At 57.5% G+C, this 18,960-nt stretch carries 18 protein-coding genes; 14 read left to right on the top strand and 4 right to left on the bottom strand.

From position 1 onward, the window contains the following. Positions 1–10 precede the first annotated feature (10 nt). From pldA to rhtC, 3 genes are all read left to right on the top strand, one after another. Positions 11–871 (top strand): phospholipase A, encoded by an 861-nt coding sequence (pldA, locus tag SP68_RS24760; RefSeq protein ID WP_002883408.1) that lies wholly within the window; start codon positions 11–13, stop codon positions 869–871. A 67-nt stretch (positions 872–938) separates the two neighbouring features. Continuing rightward, a complete protein-coding gene (recQ, locus tag SP68_RS24755) occupies positions 939–2,765 on the top strand; it encodes an ATP-dependent DNA helicase RecQ (RefSeq protein WP_012543233.1) in 1,827 nt (608 codons plus the stop codon). Between the two features lie 61 nt (positions 2,766–2,826). After that, positions 2,827–3,447 carry a threonine export protein RhtC gene (gene rhtC / locus SP68_RS24750; RefSeq protein WP_008807945.1) on the top strand — a complete coding sequence of 207 codons (621 nt, stop codon included), beginning with the start codon at positions 2,827–2,829 and terminating at the stop codon, positions 3,445–3,447. A 44-nt stretch (positions 3,448–3,491) separates the two neighbouring features. Here rhtC and SP68_RS24745 read toward each other — a convergent pair whose 3' ends face one another. Both SP68_RS24745 and rhtB read right to left on the bottom strand, forming a co-directional pair. Then, positions 3,492–4,400 carry an Rpn family recombination-promoting nuclease/putative transposase gene (locus SP68_RS24745; RefSeq protein ID WP_012969188.1) on the bottom strand — a complete coding sequence of 303 codons (909 nt, stop codon included), beginning with the start codon at positions 4,398–4,400 and terminating at the stop codon, positions 3,492–3,494. 162 nt (positions 4,401–4,562) lie between these two features. Next, positions 4,563–5,183 carry a homoserine/homoserine lactone efflux protein gene (gene rhtB, locus SP68_RS24740; RefSeq protein ID WP_008807943.1) on the bottom strand — a complete coding sequence of 207 codons (621 nt, stop codon included), beginning with the start codon at positions 5,181–5,183 and terminating at the stop codon, positions 4,563–4,565. A gap of 109 nt (positions 5,184–5,292) precedes the next feature. Here rhtB and pldB point away from each other — a divergent pair, with 109 nt between their 5' ends. The 3 genes from pldB (at position 5,293) to SP68_RS24725 (ending at position 8,118) form a co-directional block, all read left to right on the top strand. Continuing rightward, on the top strand, positions 5,293–6,285 hold the full coding sequence (gene pldB, locus SP68_RS24735; protein WP_040970802.1) for a lysophospholipase L2: 993 nt from the start codon (positions 5,293–5,295) through the stop codon (positions 6,283–6,285). 44 nt (positions 6,286–6,329) lie between these two features. After that, positions 6,330–7,130 (top strand): sugar/pyridoxal phosphate phosphatase YigL, encoded by an 801-nt coding sequence (gene yigL, locus SP68_RS24730; RefSeq protein WP_008807941.1) that lies wholly within the window; start codon positions 6,330–6,332, stop codon positions 7,128–7,130. A gap of 88 nt (positions 7,131–7,218) precedes the next feature. After that, positions 7,219–8,118: a carboxylate/amino acid/amine transporter gene (locus tag SP68_RS24725; protein WP_012969187.1), complete on the top strand. Its 900-nt coding sequence runs from the start codon at positions 7,219–7,221 to the stop codon at positions 8,116–8,118. On the opposite strand, the gene metR is transcribed toward SP68_RS24725, so the two are convergent. Next, on the bottom strand, positions 8,006–8,959 hold the full coding sequence (gene metR, locus SP68_RS27130) for an HTH-type transcriptional regulator MetR (protein ID WP_022065873.1): 954 nt from the start codon (positions 8,957–8,959) through the stop codon (positions 8,006–8,008). The genes SP68_RS24725 and metR overlap by 113 nt on opposite strands. Before the next feature lie 247 nt (positions 8,960–9,206). Between metR and metE the strand changes: the two genes are divergently transcribed. Further along, positions 9,207–11,471, top strand: coding sequence for a 5-methyltetrahydropteroyltriglutamate--homocysteine S-methyltransferase (gene metE, locus SP68_RS24710; protein WP_022065872.1), 2,265 nt, complete (start codon positions 9,207–9,209; stop codon positions 11,469–11,471). 55 nt (positions 11,472–11,526) lie between these two features. Here the strand turns inward: metE and SP68_RS24705 are convergent, their stop codons facing one another. Further along, positions 11,527–12,339, bottom strand: coding sequence for a dienelactone hydrolase family protein (locus tag SP68_RS24705; protein ID WP_012543223.1), 813 nt, complete (start codon positions 12,337–12,339; stop codon positions 11,527–11,529). 272 nt (positions 12,340–12,611) lie between these two features. On the opposite strand from SP68_RS24705, the gene udp reads away from it, so the two are divergent. From udp to tatB, 7 genes are all read left to right on the top strand, one after another. Continuing rightward, a complete protein-coding gene (gene udp / locus SP68_RS24700; RefSeq protein ID WP_002883419.1) occupies positions 12,612–13,373 on the top strand; it encodes a uridine phosphorylase in 762 nt (253 codons plus the stop codon). A 135-nt stretch (positions 13,374–13,508) separates the two neighbouring features. Further along, positions 13,509–14,957, top strand: a complete 1,449-nt coding sequence (gene rmuC / locus SP68_RS24695) for a DNA recombination protein RmuC (protein ID WP_008807936.1) — start codon at positions 13,509–13,511, stop codon at positions 14,955–14,957. Between the two features lie 70 nt (positions 14,958–15,027). Beyond that, positions 15,028–15,783 carry a bifunctional demethylmenaquinone methyltransferase/2-methoxy-6-polyprenyl-1,4-benzoquinol methylase UbiE gene (ubiE, locus tag SP68_RS24690; protein WP_008807935.1) on the top strand — a complete coding sequence of 252 codons (756 nt, stop codon included), beginning with the start codon at positions 15,028–15,030 and terminating at the stop codon, positions 15,781–15,783. A gap of 13 nt (positions 15,784–15,796) precedes the next feature. After that, a complete protein-coding gene (gene ubiJ, locus SP68_RS24685) occupies positions 15,797–16,402 on the top strand; it encodes a ubiquinone biosynthesis protein UbiJ (RefSeq protein ID WP_008807934.1) in 606 nt (201 codons plus the stop codon). After that, positions 16,399–18,039: a ubiquinone biosynthesis regulatory protein kinase UbiB gene (gene ubiB, locus SP68_RS24680; protein ID WP_008807933.1), complete on the top strand. Its 1,641-nt coding sequence runs from the start codon at positions 16,399–16,401 to the stop codon at positions 18,037–18,039. The genes ubiJ and ubiB overlap by 4 nt, the downstream gene beginning before the upstream one ends. Before the next feature lie 129 nt (positions 18,040–18,168). Further along, entirely contained in the window at positions 18,169–18,420 is a 252-nt protein-coding gene (gene tatA / locus SP68_RS24675; protein WP_002883425.1) for a Sec-independent protein translocase subunit TatA, read from the top strand. A 3-nt stretch (positions 18,421–18,423) separates the two neighbouring features. After that, entirely contained in the window at positions 18,424–18,960 is a 537-nt protein-coding gene (gene tatB, locus SP68_RS24670; protein ID WP_008807932.1) for a Sec-independent protein translocase protein TatB, read from the top strand.

Below are 18,960 nucleotides of genomic sequence, written 5' to 3'. Positions count from 1 at the left end.
GGAGACCAGCATGCGTATCTCTTTGGCCTGCCTGGTGGCGTTGTGCGCGCTACCGGCCGGTGTTATGGCGCAGGATGCGTCGGTTCACGACAAACCGGCAGTGCGCGGCAGCATTATCGCCAACCTGCTCCAGGACCATGATAATCCTTTCCTGCTCTACCCTTATGAGAGCAACTATCTGCTCTACACATGGACCAGCGACCTCAATAAAGAGGCGATCCGCAGCTATGACTGGGCCGAAAATGCCCGTAAAGATGAAGTGAAATTTCAGCTGAGTCTGGCGTTCCCGCTGTGGCGCGGCATCCTGGGCGATAATTCGCTGCTCGGCGCATCGTACACCCAGAAATCCTGGTGGCAGCTCTCCAACAGCAAAGAGTCGGCGCCGTTTCGCGAAACCAATTACGAACCCCAGCTGTTTTTGGGCTTTGCGACCGACTACCAGTTTGCCGGCTGGACGCTGCGTGACATCGAGATGGGGTATAACCACGACTCGAATGGTCGTTCCGACCCCACCTCGCGCAGCTGGAACCGGCTTTACGCCCGCCTGATGGCGCAAAACGGCAACTGGCTGGTGGAAGTGAAGCCCTGGTATGTGGTGGGCAACACCGATGATAACCCGGATATCACCAAATATATGGGCTATTACCGGCTGAAGGTGGGCTACCAGCTGGGAGAGGCGATCCTCAGCGCGCAGGGGCAATATAACTGGAACACCGGCTATGGCGGGGCGGAGCTCGGCGTGAGCTATCCCATTACCAAACATGTTCGCGCCTATACGCAGATCTACAGCGGTTACGGCGAATCGCTTATCGACTACAACTTTAATCAAACGCGCGTCGGCGTCGGGCTAATGCTCAACGATCTGTTTTAATCGTTGCACTCTGGCTCGCAGGCGCTGAAAATAGCGCCTGTTTTCTTTTCAGGCAAATGGGGTCAACGTGGCACAGGCGGAAGTATTAAATCAGGAATCGCTGGCGAAGCAGGTTTTACAAGAGACCTTCGGCTACCAGCAGTTCCGTCCTGGCCAGGAAACGATTATCGAGACGGTGCTTGAGGGCCGGGACTGCCTGGTGGTCATGCCGACCGGTGGCGGCAAGTCGCTGTGCTATCAGGTGCCGGCGCTGGTCATGGGCGGTCTGACAGTCGTGGTCTCACCCCTGATCTCGCTGATGAAAGACCAGGTCGATCAACTGCTGGCCAACGGCGTGGCGGCGGCTTGTCTGAACTCGACGCAAAGCCGCGAGCAGCAGCAGGAAGTGATGGCCGGCTGTCGCAGCGGGCAGGTTCGTCTGCTGTATATCGCGCCGGAACGGTTGATGCTGGATAACTTTCTTGAGCATCTGGCGAACTGGAACCTGGCGATGCTGGCGGTAGACGAAGCGCACTGTATCTCCCAGTGGGGCCATGACTTCCGTCCGGAATATGCCGCGCTGGGCCAGCTGCGCCAGCGGATGCCGCAGATCCCGTTTATGGCGTTGACCGCCACCGCCGATGACACCACCCGCCGCGATATCGTCCGTCTGCTCGGGCTTAACGATCCGCTGATTCAGGTCAGCAGCTTCGACCGTCCAAACATCCGCTATATGCTGATGGAGAAATTCAAACCGCTCGACCAGTTGATGCGCTACGTTCAGGATCAGCGCGGCAAATCGGGCATCATCTACTGCAACAGCCGCTCGAAAGTGGAAGATACCGCCGCGCGTCTGCAGAGCCGCGGCATCAGCGCGGCGGCTTACCATGCTGGTCTGGAAAACGCCGTTCGCGCCGACGTGCAGGAGAAATTCCAGCGCGACGATCTGCAGATCGTGGTGGCGACGGTGGCCTTCGGGATGGGTATCAACAAGCCGAACGTCCGCTTTGTGGTGCACTTCGATATCCCGCGCAATATTGAATCTTACTACCAGGAAACCGGCCGCGCCGGGCGTGATGGCCTGCCGGCGGAAGCGATGCTGTTTTACGATCCGGCGGATATGGCGTGGCTGCGCCGCTGTCTGGAAGAAAAGCCCGCCGGACCGCTACAGGATATCGAGCGGCATAAGCTGAATGCGATGGGGGCGTTTGCTGAAGCGCAAACCTGCCGTCGTCTGGTGCTGCTGAACTACTTTGGCGAAGGGCGTCAGGAGCCGTGCGGCAACTGCGATATCTGTCTTGATCCGCCAAAGCAGTACGATGGCTTAATGGATGCGCGCAAGGCGCTTTCAACGATTTACCGGGTGAATCAACGTTTCGGGATGGGTTACGTGGTGGAGGTTCTGCGCGGGGCCAACAACCAGCGCATCCGTGACATGGGCCACGATAAGCTGCCGGTTTACGGTATCGGCCGGGAGCAGAGTCACGAGCACTGGGTGAGCGTGATCCGCCAACTGATTCACCTTGGGCTGGTGACGCAGAATATCGCCCAGCACTCCGCACTGCAGCTGACCGAAGCCGCACGACCGGTGCTGCGCGGCGAGGTGCCGCTGCAGCTTGCCGTACCGCGTATCGTGGCGCTGAAGCCGAAGGCGATGCAGAAATCCTTTGGCGGCAATTACGACCGCAAGCTGTTTGCCAAGCTGCGCAAATTGCGTAAAGCGATCGCCGACGAAGAGAATATCCCGCCATACGTGGTCTTCAACGACGCGACGCTGATCGAGATGGCGGAACAGTCGCCACTCACCGCCGGGGAGATGCTCAGCGTCAACGGCGTGGGGACGCGTAAACTTGAGCGCTTCGGTAAAGAATTCATGGCATTGATACGCGCTCATGTCGATGGTGATGATGAGTAGTCAGCCGCGGGAAAAGGTGCCAGAATAGTTTCCCTCTTCACTATTTTCCTGCGAGTTAACTATGCTGATGCTTTTCCTCACCGTGGCGCTGGTGCATATCATTGCGCTGATGAGCCCGGGGCCGGACTTTTTCTTTGTCTCACAAACGGCCATCAGCCGCTCGCGCAGAGAGGCGATGATGGGTGTGCTGGGGATCACCTGCGGCGTCATGATCTGGGCGGGGGTTGCCCTGCTCGGCCTGAACCTGATCCTCGCGCAGATGGCGTGGCTGCATAACATCATCATGGTCGGTGGCGGCCTGTATCTGTGCTGGATGGGCTACCAGATGCTGCGCGGCGCGCTGAAAAAAGAGGCGGTGGCCTCGGCGGAGCCGCAGGTGGAGCTGGCCCGCAGCGGACGCAGCTTCGTGAAGGGACTGCTGACCAATCTGGCGAATCCGAAAGCGATCATCTACTTCGGCTCGGTGTTCTCGCTGTTCGTGGGTGACAGCGTCGGCGCTGGTGCGCGCTGGGGTATTTTCCTGCTGATTATCGTCGAGACGCTGGCCTGGTTTATGGTGGTTGCCAGCCTGTTCGCCCTGCCGGGGATGCGCCGCGGCTATCAGCGGATGGCGAAGTGGATCGATGGTATCGCCGGTACGCTGTTTGCGGGCTTCGGCATCCACCTGATTATCTCGCGTTAACCGGTATGCTGTTTCCCACCCGGCTGTTTCCGGGTGGGAAAGTGTCAGTGGCGAAGCCGCTGCAGCTCATCCTCAGCCAGACCGGTCATTTCCATAATAGCTGCGTCATCAATACCACGTTTGCGCATTGCTTCGGCAACCTGCAGCAAGGCCTGGTGTTTACCTTCTTTTATGCCCTGCTGTACGCCTTTCTCCATACCTTCTGCAAGCCATGTTTCCGCCAGCGTCATCAGTAATCCTCCATGCTGCGGCACGCGCTGTGCCAGTCCGTACAAGAGTGTCCGAGTATCCTCGGCATCTCCTGCCTGAGCCATATAGTTTACCAATACGGTGATTTGTTGTCCGCTCATCTGCTCCAGCAGTAAGAGATGGGTCAACTTATCCAGCAATTGCGCCATATCGCGCTGGCGGATGTGCTTTTGCACCAGCGTCAGGGCTGCCATGCTGCGGTGCTGCATGATGTCGTCGTCGGGGATCACCGTGATATCGACCAGCGGAAACGCCCCGCTATAGAGCTGGCGGGCGGTCTCAGGATCGGCAAAATTATCCAGCCAGCGCATCGACCAGGGATAGGGGCTGCGTCGTCCCTGATAAAAGAGAATAGGGATAACCAGAGGCAGCGTTTTATGGCCGCTCTCCAGGTGCCGCTGCATGGCGGCGACAGCATAGCGCATTAAGCGAAAGGCCATCAGCTTATCAGGTGCGCTCTGGTGCTCGATCAGAACATGGACATAGCCCGCACCGCGGGTGGTTTCCAGCGAATAAAGGATATCGCTGTAGTAAGGCCTGAGATCGTCTTCGAGAAAGCTGCCGGATTCCAGACGCAGGGTATCCAGTTTGCAGATCTGTATTAACGACGAAGGCAGGTGGAGCTCGATAAAATCGCGCGCCGTCTCTACCCGCGAGAGAAAGGTTTTAAATACCGCATCATGAGGAGTCGCCGTTTCCGCCATCGCCGTTCATCCGTGAATCACGTATCTGGCGGCATCCTGACACGGTGGGTTCAACGCCGACAGCGGGTAAAAAAATTAATTACCCGCTTTGCGTGTCGGCTCGTGCAGAGAGTGCGCGTTTTTCGCCCGGCAAACCTCTCTTTGCGAGCGAGATTCCATGATTCAGGCGTGACGGGCGGAGGCGAGCAGCGCCCCGACCAGCATAAACAGCGAACCAAAGACTTTGTTCAGCGCCTTCATCTGCTTTGGCCCTTTGATCCATGCTGAAATGCGCTGCGCCAGGGTCGCATAGCCAATCATCACAATGATATCGACGACAATGGTGGTGACGCCCAGAACAAGATACTGCATCACCTGCGGCTGGTGCGGCAGGATAAACTGCGGAAACAGGGCGGCCAGAAACACAATGCTTTTGGGGTTGGTGAGATTCACGAACACCGCGCGCTGGAACAGTTTGCCGCGCGTCTGCGCCTTCGCCAGCGTATTCAGGTCGATCGCCCCCGCCGCCCGCCATTGCTGGATCCCCAGCCAGATAAGATAAGCCGCGCCGGCCCATTTCAGCACTTCAAAGGCCAGCACCGAGCGGGAGAAAAGGGTGCCGAGACCAACACCAACCAGCACGATATGAATAACCAGCCCGGTCTGCAAACCGGCAATCGACGCCGCCGCGCCGCGGTAACCGTGGTTAATGGAGGTGGTCATGGTATTAATCGCTCCGGAACCTGGTGACAGGCTGAGAATGATTGATGTCAGCAGGTAGGCGAACCACCACTCAATGGTCATGAGAAACTCCCTGATTGTCTGTTTTTATGCCACAATACGCTATTGTGTCAGCATTGTGTGATACACGGCAAAAAAACGATTTTCAGCGGTTAACAGGGGTGTAAACCCGATGTTTGGGCAGAAAAAGGACTGGGAAACACGAGAAAACGCGTTTGCGGCCTTTAGTATGGGGCCGCTGACGGATTTCTGGCGACAGCGCGAAGAGGCTGAATTTAAAGGCGTCGATGATGTACCGGTACGCTTTGTTCGCTTCTGCGCGCAAAATAACGATCGTCTGGTGCTGATTTGCCCCGGGCGCATTGAAAGCTACGTGAAGTATGCCGAAGTCGCCTACGATCTCTTTCACAGCGGCTTTGACGTGATGATCATCGATCATCGCGGCCAGGGACGCTCGGGCCGCCTGCTCTCTGATACCCACCGCGGACACGTCGTCAACTTCAGCGACTATGTCGATGACCTGGCGGCGCTCTGGCAGCAGCAGGTGGTCCCCGGACACTGGCGAAAACGGTTTATCCTCGCTCACTCTATGGGCGGGGCGATTGCCACGCTTTTTCTGCAACGTTACCAGGCGCATTGCGATGCGATTGCGCTCTGCGCGCCGATGTTCGGGATTATCATTCGATTGCCGGACTGGATGGTGCGCCATATTCTCGACTGGGCTGAGGGCCATCAGCGCATTCGCGAAGAGTATGCCATCGGTACCGGGCGCTGGCGGGCGCTGCCTTTTGCCGTTAACGTGCTGACGCACAGTCGACAACGCTATAGTCGCAACCTGCGCTTCTATGCCGATGAACCGCGACTGCAGGTTGGCGGCCCGACCTGGCACTGGGTGCGTGAGGGCATGCTGGCCAGCGACGAAGTGCTGGCGAATGTGGAAAAAGATACCGCCCCGACGCTGCTTTTACAGGCAGAGGAGGAGCGGGTGGTCGATAATCTGATGCACGACCGCTATTGTGAATTACGGGCCGCTGCCGGCCATCCCTGTGAGGGCGGTAAACCGCTCGTCATTGAAGGGGCATATCATGAGATCCTTTTTGAAAAGGACGCTATGCGCTCAGTCGCGCTCAATGCCATCGTCGAGTTTTTCAATCGACATACTTAATCCGACGATAACGCTCGTCGCCCTGCTTAGAGGTTAACTTTTTTATGTACCAGGTTGTTGCGTCTGATTTAGACGGCACGCTGCTTTCCCCCGATCATTTCCTGACCCCGTATGCCAAAGAGACGCTGAAATTGCTCACCGCCCGTGGGATCAATTTCGTCTTCGCCACCGGCCGTCACTACATCGACGTCGGGCAGATCCGCGATAATCTCGGCATCCGGTCGTACATGATCACCTCTAACGGCGCCCGGGTTCACGATAGCGATGGTCAGCAAATCTTTGCCCATAACCTCGACCGCGATATTGCCGCCGACCTGTTTGAGATCGTGCGTAACGACCCGAAAATCGTCACTAACGTCTATCGGGAAGACGAGTGGTATATGAACCGCCATCGTCCGGAAGAGATGCGCTTCTTCAAGGAGGCGGTGTTTAACTACAAGCTGTATGAGCCGGGCGAACTGGATCCGCAGGGGATCAGCAAAGTATTCTTTACCTGCGAGGATCACGAGCATCTGCTGCCGCTGGAGCAGGCGATGAACGCCCGCTGGGGCGATCGCGTGAACGTCAGCTTCTCCACCTTAACCTGCCTGGAAGTCATGGCGGGTGGGGTATCGAAGGGGCATGCGCTGGAGGCGGTGGCGAAAATGCTCGGTTACACTCTTGCCGATTGCATCGCCTTCGGCGACGGTATGAACGACGCTGAGATGCTGTCGATGGCCGGCAAAGGCTGCATCATGGCCAACGCCCATCAACGGCTGAAGGATCTGCATCCGGAACTGGAAGTGATCGGCAGTAACGCCGACGATGCGGTCCCGCACTACCTGCGTAAGCTATACCTCGACTGAAAAAGATTGACGACTGGCGAATAACTGTCCAGTCGTCAACCTGACTCTTCGCTACAATGCCTGTTCTTTATCCAACGAGACGACCATTGTGGCGCTGTTAATTATCACCACTATCCTGTGGGCCTTTTCTTTTAGCCTGATTGGCGAATACCTGGCCGGTAGCGTCGACAGCTATTTTTCGGTGCTGATGCGTGTGGGCCTGGCGGCGCTGGTGTTCCTGCCTTTCCTGCGCACGCGCGGCCAGTCTCCGCGCACGATCGTGCTCTATATGCTGGTGGGCGCGATGCAGCTTGGCATCATGTATCTGCTGGCTTTCCGCGCCTATCTCTATCTGACGGTTTCGGAATTTCTGCTGTTTACCGTGTTTACCCCGCTGTATATCACGCTGATCTACGACCTGCTCAGCGGACGTAAGCTGCGCTGGGGCTATCTGCTGAGTGCTGCGCTGGCGGTGCTGGGGGCGGCGATTATCCGCTATGACAAAGTCAGCGATCATTTCTGGACCGGGCTGTTACTGGTGCAGTTGTCAAACCTCTGCTTCGCTATCGGCATGGTGGGTTACAAGCGCCTGATGGAGGTACGTCCGATGCCGCAGCACAATGCCTTTGCCTGGTTTTATGTCGGGGCCTTTATCGTGGCGGTGGCAGCGTGGTTTATGCTGGGCAACCCCCAGAAGCTGCCGACCACCACGCTGCAGTGGAGCGTGCTGGTGTGGCTCGGCGTGGTGGCTTCCGGGCTGGGTTACTTTATGTGGAACTATGGCGCCACGCAGGTGGATGCCGGCACGCTGGGGATCATGAATAACGTCCATGTCCCCGCGGGTCTACTGGTAAACCTCGCCATCTGGCAGGAGCAGCCGCACTGGCCGAGCTTTATTAGCGGAGCGTTGGTGATCCTGGCCTCGCTGTGGGTCCATCGCCGCTGGGTCGCTCCGCACTCCGGACAAACGGCAGATGATCGCAGGCGTGGTTCCGCGCAGAGCGAATAAACGCTTCGGTGACCGGTTGACGCTGTTCGCCATCGCGGACGGCCGCGTACAACCGGCTCCATAATCCCTCACCCAGGGTTTTGGTGACCACCAGACCCTGGCGTTCAAAGCTTTCCACCACCCAGTGCGGCAGCGCGGCGATGCCCATCCTTGCGGCCACCATCTGGATCAGCAACAGCGTGTTATCGACGCTTTTCAGCTGGGGACTGATGCCGGCCGGCTGCAGGAAATGGCGCCAGATGTCGAGGCGCCCGCGCTGCACGGGATAAATCAGCAGTGTTTCCGCGGCCAGGTCCTCTGGCGTAATCAGCGTCTTCGTGGCTAACGGGTGCTCGGGCGCCAGCACCAGACGCACCTCATAATCAAACATCGGCGAGTAGTGCAGACCGCTGCGCGGCAGGATATCGGAGGTCATCACCAGATCCAGTTCGCCCTGCTGCAGCGCAGGCTGCGGGTCGAAGGTCACTCCGGAATGGAAGTCGACCTCCACGTGCGGCCAGCGGGCGCGGAAATTCTCCAGCGCCGGCGTCAGCCACTGAATACAGCTGTGACATTCGATAGCCAGGCGCAGCCGGGTCTGCTGTGGTTCGTTACAGTCCTGCAGGGCGCGAGCGATCTGCGGCAGCACCTGATTGGCCAACTGCAGCAGAATTTCCCCTTGCGGCGTGAAGCGTAGTGGCTGGCTTTTACGCACAAACAAACGGAAGCCAAGGCGCTGTTCCAGATCGCTGAACTGGTGAGACAAGGCGGACTGGGTCTGGTGCAGGGCCGCTGCCGCACCCGCCAGTGAACCGCTGTTCCGCAACGCTTGCAGCGTTTTCAGATGTTTAATTTCGATCATGAAAGTCCTTCACTTCGCCATGAGCAATTTGCGCTTGAGGAATATACAGTAACTGTCAATTATGGATGTGTAAACATCTGGACGTCTAAAACTCGTCATATTTCGACTTGCAGATGCGTTGGCTGCCTCGCTTACCCCAGTCACTTACTTCAGTAAGCTCCTGGGGATGCGCATCGTTGCCGCCTTCCTGCAAGCCGAACTATTTAGAGTTTTTCTTCAGATTCAATGAAATAAGAGAGGAACAAAAATGACAATTATTAACCACACCCTCGGTTTTCCTCGCGTTGGCCTGCGCCGCGAGCTGAAAAAAGCGCAAGAGAGCTACTGGGCGGGCAACGCCACTCGCGAGGAACTGCTGACAGTAGGCCGTGAGCTGCGTGCCCGCCACTGGGAGCAGCAGAAACAGGCGGGCGTTGATCTGCTGCCGGTGGGGGATTTCGCCTGGTACGACCATGTTCTGACTACCAGCCTGCTGCTTGGCAACGTGCCGGCTCGTCATCAGAACAAAGACGGATCCATCGATATCGATACCCTGTTCCGCATTGGCCGCGGCCGTGCGCCGACTGGCGAACCGGCCGCCGCTGCGGAAATGACCAAATGGTTTAACACCAACTATCACTACATGGTGCCGGAGTTCGTGAAGGGCCAGCAGTTCAAACTGACCTGGACCCAACTGCTGGATGAAGTAGACGAAGCGCTGGCGCTGGGCCACAAGATCAAGCCCGTGCTGCTGGGGCCGGTAACGTACCTGTGGCTGGGTAAAGTGAAAGGTGAACCGTTTGACCGTCTGAGCCTGCTGAATGACATCCTGCCGGTTTACCAGCAGGTGCTGGCCGAACTGGCGAAGCGCGGCATCGAGTGGGTGCAGATTGATGAACCGGCGCTGGTGCTGGAGCTGCCGCCAGCGTGGCTGGAGGCCTTTAAACCGGCTTATGACGCCCTGCAGGGCCAGGTGAAACTGCTGCTGACCACCTATTTTGAAGGCATTAGTGACAATCTCGCGACCATTGCTGCGCTACCGGTCCAGGGGCTGCACGTCGATCTGGTGCACGGCAAAGATGATGTTGCCGAGCTGCACAACCGCCTGCCGGCCGACTGGCTGCTGTCTGCGGGTCTGATCAATGGGCGCAACGTCTGGCGCGCCGATCTCACCGAAAAGTATGCGCAAATTAAAGACCTCGTCGGTAAACGCGACCTCTGGGTCGCGTCATCCTGTTCTCTGCTGCATAGCCCGATCGATCTGAGCGTGGAGACGCGCCTTGATGCGGAAGTGAAGAGCTGGTTTGCCTTCGCGCTGCAGAAATGCGGCGAGCTGGCGCTGCTGCGCGATGCGCTGAACAGCGGCGATACGGCGGCGATTACCGAGTGGAGCGCGCCAATCCAGGCCCGTCGCCATTCGACCCGCGTGCACAACGCGGAAGTGGAAAAACGGCTGGCGGCGATCACCGCTCAGGACAGCCAGCGTGCCAGCCCCTATGAGGTTCGCGCGCAGGCACAGCGCCAGCGCTTTAACCTGCCGAAATGGCCGACCACCACCATCGGGTCATTCCCGCAAACGACGGAGATCCGCGGTCTGCGCCTGGACTTCAAAAAGGGCAACCTTGACGCCAGTCATTATCGGACGGGGATTGCGGAACATATTAAGCAGGCGATCGTCGAGCAGGAGCGGTTAGGTTTAGACGTACTGGTGCACGGAGAAGCCGAGCGGAACGACATGGTGGAATACTTCGGTGAACATCTGGACGGTTTTATCTTCACGCAAAACGGCTGGGTGCAGAGCTATGGTTCCCGTTGCGTGAAGCCGCCGGTGGTGATCGGCGACGTCAGCCGTCCGCAGGCGATCACCGTCGACTGGGCGAAGTACGCGCAGTCGCTGACCGACAAGCCAGTGAAAGGGATGCTCACTGGACCGGTGACCATTCTGTGCTGGTCCTTCCCGCGGGAAGATGTCAGCCGTGAAACCATCGCGAAACAGATTGCGCTGGCCCTGCGTGATGAAGTGGCGGATCTGGAAGCGGCGGGGATCGGCATCATCCAGATTGATGAGCCGGCGCTGCGCGAAGGGTTACCGCTGAAGCGCAGCGACTGGGATTCCTATCTGCAGTGGGGTGTGGAAGCCTTCCGCCTTAATGCTGCGGTCGCCAAAGACGACACGCAGATCCACACCCACATGTGCTATTGCGAGTTCAACGACATCATGGACTCCATTGCCGCGCTGGATGCCGACGTGATCACCATTGAAACCTCGCGGTCCGATATGGAGCTGCTGGAGTCGTTCGAAGCGTTCGAGTATCCCAATGAGATCGGGCCGGGGGTATATGATATTCACTCGCCGAACGTGCCGAGCGTGGAGTGGATAGAAGCGCTGCTGGCAAAAGCCGCGCAGCGTATCCCGGCGGAGCGGCTGTGGGTTAACCCGGACTGCGGCCTGAAAACTCGCGGCTGGCCGGAAACCCGCGCCGCGCTGGCGAATATGGTGCAAGCGGCGCAGAATCTGCGCGAATCCGCCTGATAGTCAGGCGAAAAATAATAAGGAGGCATTTGCCTCCTTTTTTTGCATCGGGTGATTACCCTTTTTTACCGCCATACTGGGCAAACCACGCGAGCATGCGCTGCCAGCCGTCTTTGGCTGACTCTTCATGATAGCTGGCGCGATAGTCGGCGTTAAAGGCATGATCGGCTTCGGGATAGACCACGATTTCCGCTGTGGCGTTGGCCGCCCGCAGCGCCTGACGCATGGTCTCGATGGTGTCCTGTGGAATACTGGCGTCTTTAGCGCCGTACAGACCAAGCACCGGGGCGTTGAGATCGACCGCGATATCTACCGGATGCTTCGGTGAATTCAGCGATTTTTCTCCCACCAGCTTGCCGTACCAGGCCACGCCTGCCTTCAGTTGCGGGTTATGCGCGGCATACAGCCAGGTAATGCGTCCGCCCCAGCAGAAGCCGGTGATTAGCAGACGATGGGCATCGCCGCCGTGGCGCGCCGCCCAGCTGGCGACATGGTCGAGATCCGCCAGCACCTGCGCGTCCGGCACCTTGGTAACCAGCTCTTTGAACAGGGTCGGGATATCGTGGTACTCATTCGGATCGCCCTGACGGAAGTACAATTCAGGCGCAATAGCCAGATAGCCTTCCTGCGCCAGGCGGCGACAAAGATCGCGAATATGTTCATGCACGCCGAAAATTTCCTGTACCACGATAACGATCGGCAGCGGACCGTCGGCATTTTTCGGGCGGGCGTGGTAGGCCGGCATGTTTTCACCCTGAGAGGGAATAGACGTCTCTCCGGCGATAATATGCTCTTCCGGCGTATGAACGGCGGTGGCGGCGTGTGGTGAAGCTGCAGGTGCGAATCCAGGTTGCTTGGTGGTGGTCATGGTATTCTCCGTACCCTTATTTATTAGCGCATCAATAACTATAGACCCTTTACCTTTAGTTCGGGCGGTAATAAAGCACAGTGCCTGAAAGCGGCTATCTTTTGTTCTGTGACGATGAATATAACTTGTTAATGTGATGTGTATCACTATTTACTGAAAAACAACTGCAATCATTATTGGTCTTGGTGACTATCATCACAAAATGTTGCCAGGGGCTTCTGTACAGTACCGTTTTGCTTCTGCTGATAATTCGACCCACAGAGGAGTTTTTTATGTCCAAGTCTGATGTTTTTCATCTCGGCCTCACCAAGAACGATTTACAAGGGGCTACGCTGGCTATCGTCCCTGGCGATCCGGAGCGTGTGGAAAAGATCGCCGCGCTGATGGATAAGCCGGTCAAGCTGGCATCCCACCGCGAATTTACCTCCTGGCGCGCGGAGCTGGACGGCAAGCCGGTGATCGTCTGCTCTACCGGCATCGGCGGCCCGTCGACTTCTATCGCCGTGGAAGAGCTGGCGCAGCTGGGCGTGCGTACCTTCCTGCGTATCGGCACCACCGGCGCGATTCAACCGCACATTAACGTTGGCGATGTGCTGGTTACGACCGCTTCCGTTCGCCTGGACGGCGCCAGCCTGCACTTCGCGCCGATGGAGTTCCCGGCCGTCGCAGACTTCGCCTGCACCACCGCGCTGGTGGAAGCGGCGAAATCTATTGGTGCCACCACCCATATCGGCGTGACCGCCTCTTCGGATACCTTCTACCCAGGCCAGGAGCGTTACGACACCTTCTCCGGCCGCGTGGTGAGCCGCTTCAAGGGCTCAATGGAAGAGTGGCAGGCAATGGGCGTGATGAACTATGAAATGGAATCCGCCACGCTGCTGACCATGTGCGCCAGCCAGGGCCTGCGTGCCGGGATGGTCGCCGGGGTTATTGTGAACCGTACCCAGCAAGAGATCCCTAACGCCGAAACCATGAAGCAAACCGAAAGCCACGCGGTCAAAATCGTCGTGGAAGCGGCGCGTCGTCTGCTGTAATTCAACCCCTTCTCTGTCAGGCCGGATCCTCCGGCCTTTCTTTTTTGCGTTGCTCCTCGCAGGAAATCCCTTTTAAACTGGACGTTTGTACAGCACAATTCTATTTTGTGCCATCAGGTTATCGCAGGGGGCGTCGTGGATCTCTCAATCATTATCAGCGCGGTTATCGCACTGGCTGCCGGGTTAATGGTCGGCTGGCTGGCAACCAAAGCGCGCGCCGACCAAATCCGGGCCGATCTCATTGAGGAGCGGCGAGAGCTGGATATTGAGCTGAGCGCCGCCCGTCAGCAGCTGGTGCAGGAGGCCCACTGGCGTGAGGAGTGCGAGCTGCTGAACAATGAGCTGCGCAGTCTGCGGGATATCAATACCTCGCTGGAGGCCGATCTGCGTGAGGTCACCACCCGGCTCGAATCCACCCAGCTGCATGCGGAAGATAAGATCCGTCAGATGGTTAACAGCGAGCAGCGCCTGAGCGAGCAGTTTGAAAACCTCGCCAACCGTATTTTCGAACACAGCAACCGGCGCGTCGATGAGCAAAACCGCCTGAGTCTGCATGGTCTGCTGACCCCGCTGCGCGAACAGCTCGACGGGTTCCGCCGCCAGGTGCAGGAGAGCTTTGGCCAGGAGGCGCGGGAAAGGCACACCCTGGCGCATGAGATCCGCAATCTTCAGCAGCTGAACGCGCAGATGGCGCAGGAGGCACTGAACCTGACGAAAGCGCTGAAAGGTGATAACAAAACCCAGGGCAACTGGGGGGAAGTGGTCTTAACCCGCGTGCTGGAGGCTTCCGGCCTGCGCGAAGGCTATGAGTACCAGACCCAGGTCAGTATCGAGACCGATAACCGCTCGCGGATGCAGCCGGACGTCATTGTCCGCCTGCCGCAGGGCAAGGACGTGGTGATAGACGCCAAAATGACCCTGGTCGCCTATGAGCGCTATTTCAACGCCGAAGACGACTACACCCGCGAAGTCGCGCTGCAGGAACATCTTGCCTCGGTGCGAAACCATATTCGCCTGCTGGGACGCAAGGATTATCAACAACTGCCGGGGCTGCGCTCTCTCGACTACGTGCTGATGTTTATTCCCGTCGAGCCGGCGTTCCTGGTGGCCATCGACCGTCAGCCCGAGCTCATCAGCGAGGCGTTGCAAAATAATATCATGCTGGTCAGCCCGACGACGCTGCTGGTAGCCCTGCGTACTATCGCCAATCTGTGGCGCTATGAGCATCAGAGCCGCAACGCGCAGAAGATCGCCGAGCGGGCGGGGCGCCTTTACGACAAAATGCGCCTGTTTGTGGATGATATGTCCGCCATCGGCCAGAGTCTGGATAAGGCGCAAGAGAACTATCGCCAGGCGATGAAAAAGCTCGCTTCCGGGCGCGGGAACCTGCTGGCCCAGGCGGAAGCCTTTCGCGGCCTGGGGGTGGAGGTGAAGCGCGGGATAAATCCTGATTTAGTCGAACAAGCCACTGCCCAGGACGATGAATATCGTCTTGAAGACGAGGATAACCTCCCGGAAAATGACGCATTTTCAGCCGACTCTGCCGAGGCGTTACATAATCGGGAGGCGGCTCCGCCACGTTGAAACGTATGGGAAATGCGCTGAATCTGATACACTCAGTGAACATTTTCTTGAAAAGCAAGCAGGCATAGAGATGGTTGAGGATTCACAAGAAACGACGCACTTTGGCTTTCAGACGGTCGCTAAAGAGCAGAAACAGGACATGGTGGCGCATGTATTCCATTCTGTCGCGGCAAAGTATGATGTGATGAACGACTTGATGTCGTTTGGTATCCATCGTTTGTGGAAGCGTTTCACCATCGACTGCAGCGGCGTACGTCGCGGGCAGACCGTGCTGGATCTGGCAGGGGGGACCGGCGATTTGACGGCCAAGTTCTCCCGTCTGGTAGGAGAAACCGGCCGCGTCATGCTTGCTGATATCAATGATTCCATGCTCAAAATGGGCCGCGAAAAGCTGCGTAATATCGGCATCGTGGGCAACGTTGAGTATGTTCAGGCCAACGCGGAAGCCCTGCCGTTTGCTGATAACACCTTTGACTGCATCACCATCTCTTTCGGTCTGCGTAACGTTACCGATAAAGAAAAAGCGCTGCGTTCGATGTACCGCGTGCTGAAGCCAGGCGGACGTCTGCTGGTGCTGGAGTTTTCTAAACCGATTATCGAACCGCTCAGCAAAGCCTACGACGCTTACTCCTTCCATATCCTGCCGAAGGTGGGGGAACTGGTGGCAAAAGACGGCGACAGCTATCGCTACCTGGCAGAATCTATCCGTATGCACCCGGATCAGGAAACCCTGAAAGGGATGATGCAGGATGCAGGTTTTGAAAGTGTCGACTACCACAACCTGACGGCGGGTATCGTTGCCTTGCATCGCGGTTACAAGTTCTGACAGGAGGGACGCTATGCCTTTCACACCCCTGGTGACCGCTAGCATTGAGACGGCGCTGAATACTTTTCTCTGGCGTGACAAGGCGCTAAAACCCGCTCGTCAGCGCCTGCTGGGTAAGGTATTGCGAGTTCAACTGCAGGACTTCTCCACCCCGATCGTACTAGCGTTCAGCGAACGCCAGGTTGATGTCCTGAGCGCCTGGGAGGGAGAGGCCGACTGCACTGTGATTACCCGGCTCAGCGTGCTGCCCAAACTGCGTAATCGTCAGCAGCTCACGGCGCTTATCCGTAGCGGAGATCTGGAAGTGCAGGGCGATCTGCAGGTGGTGCAGAATATGGTCTCCCTGTGCGATCTGGCGGAGTTCGATCCCGCTGAACTGCTGGCGCCTTATACTGGCGATATCGTGGCTGAAGGCGTTGGCAAAGTCCTCCGCGGCGGCGCTCAGTTTTTACTGAAAGGCGCGCAGCGCCAGCAGCGCTATGTCGCAGAAGCGATCACTGAAGAGTGGCGACTGGCACCGGGGCCGCTGGAGCTGGCATGGTTTGCGGAAGAAACGACGGCTATTGAACGCGCGCTGGCCGCACTGGAAAAACGGCTGGAAACGCTGGAGGGCAAATGACGCCAGGAGAATTACGGCGCCTGTATTTCATCATCCACACCTTTTTGAGCTACGGGCTCGATGAGCTCATCCCCAAAATTCGTCTCACGCTGCCGCTGCGTATCTGGCGGCGGATGCTGTTCTGGATGCCAAATCGTCATCAAGACCAACCCCTTGGCACTCGTCTGCGCCTGGCGCTTCAGGAGCTGGGGCCGGTGTGGATTAAATTTGGCCAGATGCTTTCCACCCGCCGGGATCTCTTCCCGCCGCATATTGCCGATCAGCTGGCGCTGTTGCAGGACCGCGTAGCGCCCTTTGAAGGAAAGCTCGCGCAGCAGCAGATAGAGAAAGCGATGGGGGGCCTGCCGGTGGAAGCCTGGTTTGATGATTTCTCCGTAGAGCCGTTAGCCTCGGCGTCCATCGCCCAGGTGCATACCGCACGTCTGAAAGAGAATGGCAAAGAGGTGGTGATCAAGGTTATCCGCCCGGATATTTTGCCGATCATTAAAGCGGACATGAAGCTCATCTACCGCCTGGCGCGCTGGGTACCGCGTCTACTGCCTGACGGCCGCCGTCTGCGCCCGCAGGAGGTGGTTCGCGAATATGAAAAAACGCTGCTGGACGAGCTGAACCTGTTGCGGGAATCCGCCAACGCCATTCAGCTGCGGCGTAATTTCGAAGATAGTCCGATGCTGTACGTGCCGGAGGTGTACCCCGACTACTGCAGCGAAAGCATGATGGTGATGGAGCGCATCTACGGTATCCCGGTGTCCGACGTGGAGGCGCTGGAGGCCCAGGGGACCAACATGCAGCTGCTGGCGGAGCGGGGCGTGCAGGTCTTCTTTACCCAGGTGTTCCGCGACAGCTTCTTTCATGCCGATATGCACCCTGGCAACATATTCGTCAGCTACGAGCACCCGGAAGATCCGCAGTATATCGGCATCGACTGCGGTATTGTCGGCTCGCTGAACAAAGAAGATAAGCGCTATCTGGCGGAAAACTTTATCGCCTTCTTTAACCGCGATTATCGTAAGGTGGCTGAGCTGCACGTCGATTCCGGTTGGGTACCGCCCGATACGAATGTCGAAGAGTTTGAGTTCGCGATCCGCACGGTCTGCGAGCCGATCTTTGAGAAGCCGCTGGCGGAGATCTCCTTCGGCCACGTGCTGCTTAATCTGTTCAATACCGCGCGGCGTTTCAATATGGAAGTCCAGCCGCAGCTCGTTTTACTACAGAAGACATTACTTTACGTAGAAGGGGTAGGCCGGCAGCTCTATCCTCAGTTAGACTTGTGGAAAACGGCGAAGCCTTTCCTCGAGTCGTGGATCAAAGATCAGGTCGGCATTCCGGCGCTGGTGCGCGCGTTTAAAGACAAAGCGCCGTTCTGGATCGAAAGAATGCCTGAAATACCTGAGCTGGTGTATCAGAGCCTGCAGCAGAGCAAACAGCTGCAGACCAGCGTCGATACCATCGTGCGGGATATGCATGTGCGTCATGTGCGCCAGGGCCAATCCCGTTATCTGTTTGGTATAGGCGCGGTTTTATTGCTCAGTGGTACGCTGCTCTTTATCCATCGCCCTGAGTGGGGAATGATGCCCGGCTGGTTGATGGCCGGCGGTGTGGTGACCTGGCTGATTGGCTGGCGGAAAACCCACTGATCGGTTCGCCTCTTCATGACGCAGGCTTATTTGCGCAAAATCATGCCAGTCGCCTGACGAAGAGGCGGCTCGCAGGATGGCGTGTATAATGCGTCCACATAATTCATCATCTGTCATAGGGGAACGTGTATGGGTGGTATCAGTATTTGGCAGTTATTAATTGTTGTCGTCATCGTAGTTCTGCTTTTTGGGACGAAGAAGCTGAGCTCACTGGGGTCAGACTTAGGGGCATCTATCAAAGGCTTTAAAAAAGCCATGAGTGATGATGATAAACCCGAAAAGTCGGCGCCAGACGCAGATTTCACGGCGAAAACCATCGCCGATAAACAGGATGATGCAAAAAAAGACGAGACAAAACGCCACGACAAAGAGCAGGTGTAACTCGTGTTCGATATTGGTTTTAGTGAACTACTGCTGGTGTTTGTGATTGGCCTCATTGTTCTGGGGCCACAGCGGCTTCCCGTCGCGGTTAAAACGGTGGTTGGCTGGATCCGTACGCTACGCTCGCTGGCGACCACGGTACAAAATGAGCTGGCCCAGGAGCTAAAACTGCAGGAGTTCCAGGAGAGCCTCAAGAAGGTGGAAAAGGCCAGCCTGAATAACCTGACGCCGGAGCTGAAAGCCTCCATGGATGAACTGCGCGAGGCCGCGGAGTCGATGAAGCGCTCCTATAGCGCCCACGATCCTGAAAAGGCCAGCGACGAAGCCAATACCATCCTTAATCCGGTGGTGAAAGGCAGTGAAGCGCAGCGCCAGGACGTCACGCCGGCGACGGCAGAACATCAGGCCAGCGCTCCGGCTCATGCGCCGGATCCTGTCGCCGATGAGCAACCCGCTTCACCGGCTGAACTTCCGGCAGAGAAAACATCCGCTACGGCGGCAGCCCCTCATTCTTCCCCCGCATCGAGTGATAAACCGTAA

Source organism: Klebsiella variicola (assembly GCF_000828055.2).
Classification (GTDB): domain Bacteria; phylum Pseudomonadota; class Gammaproteobacteria; order Enterobacterales; family Enterobacteriaceae; genus Klebsiella; species Klebsiella variicola.
The sequence above is the reverse complement of the archived record's forward strand: the minus strand, read 5'-3'. Positions and strand labels throughout refer to the sequence as shown.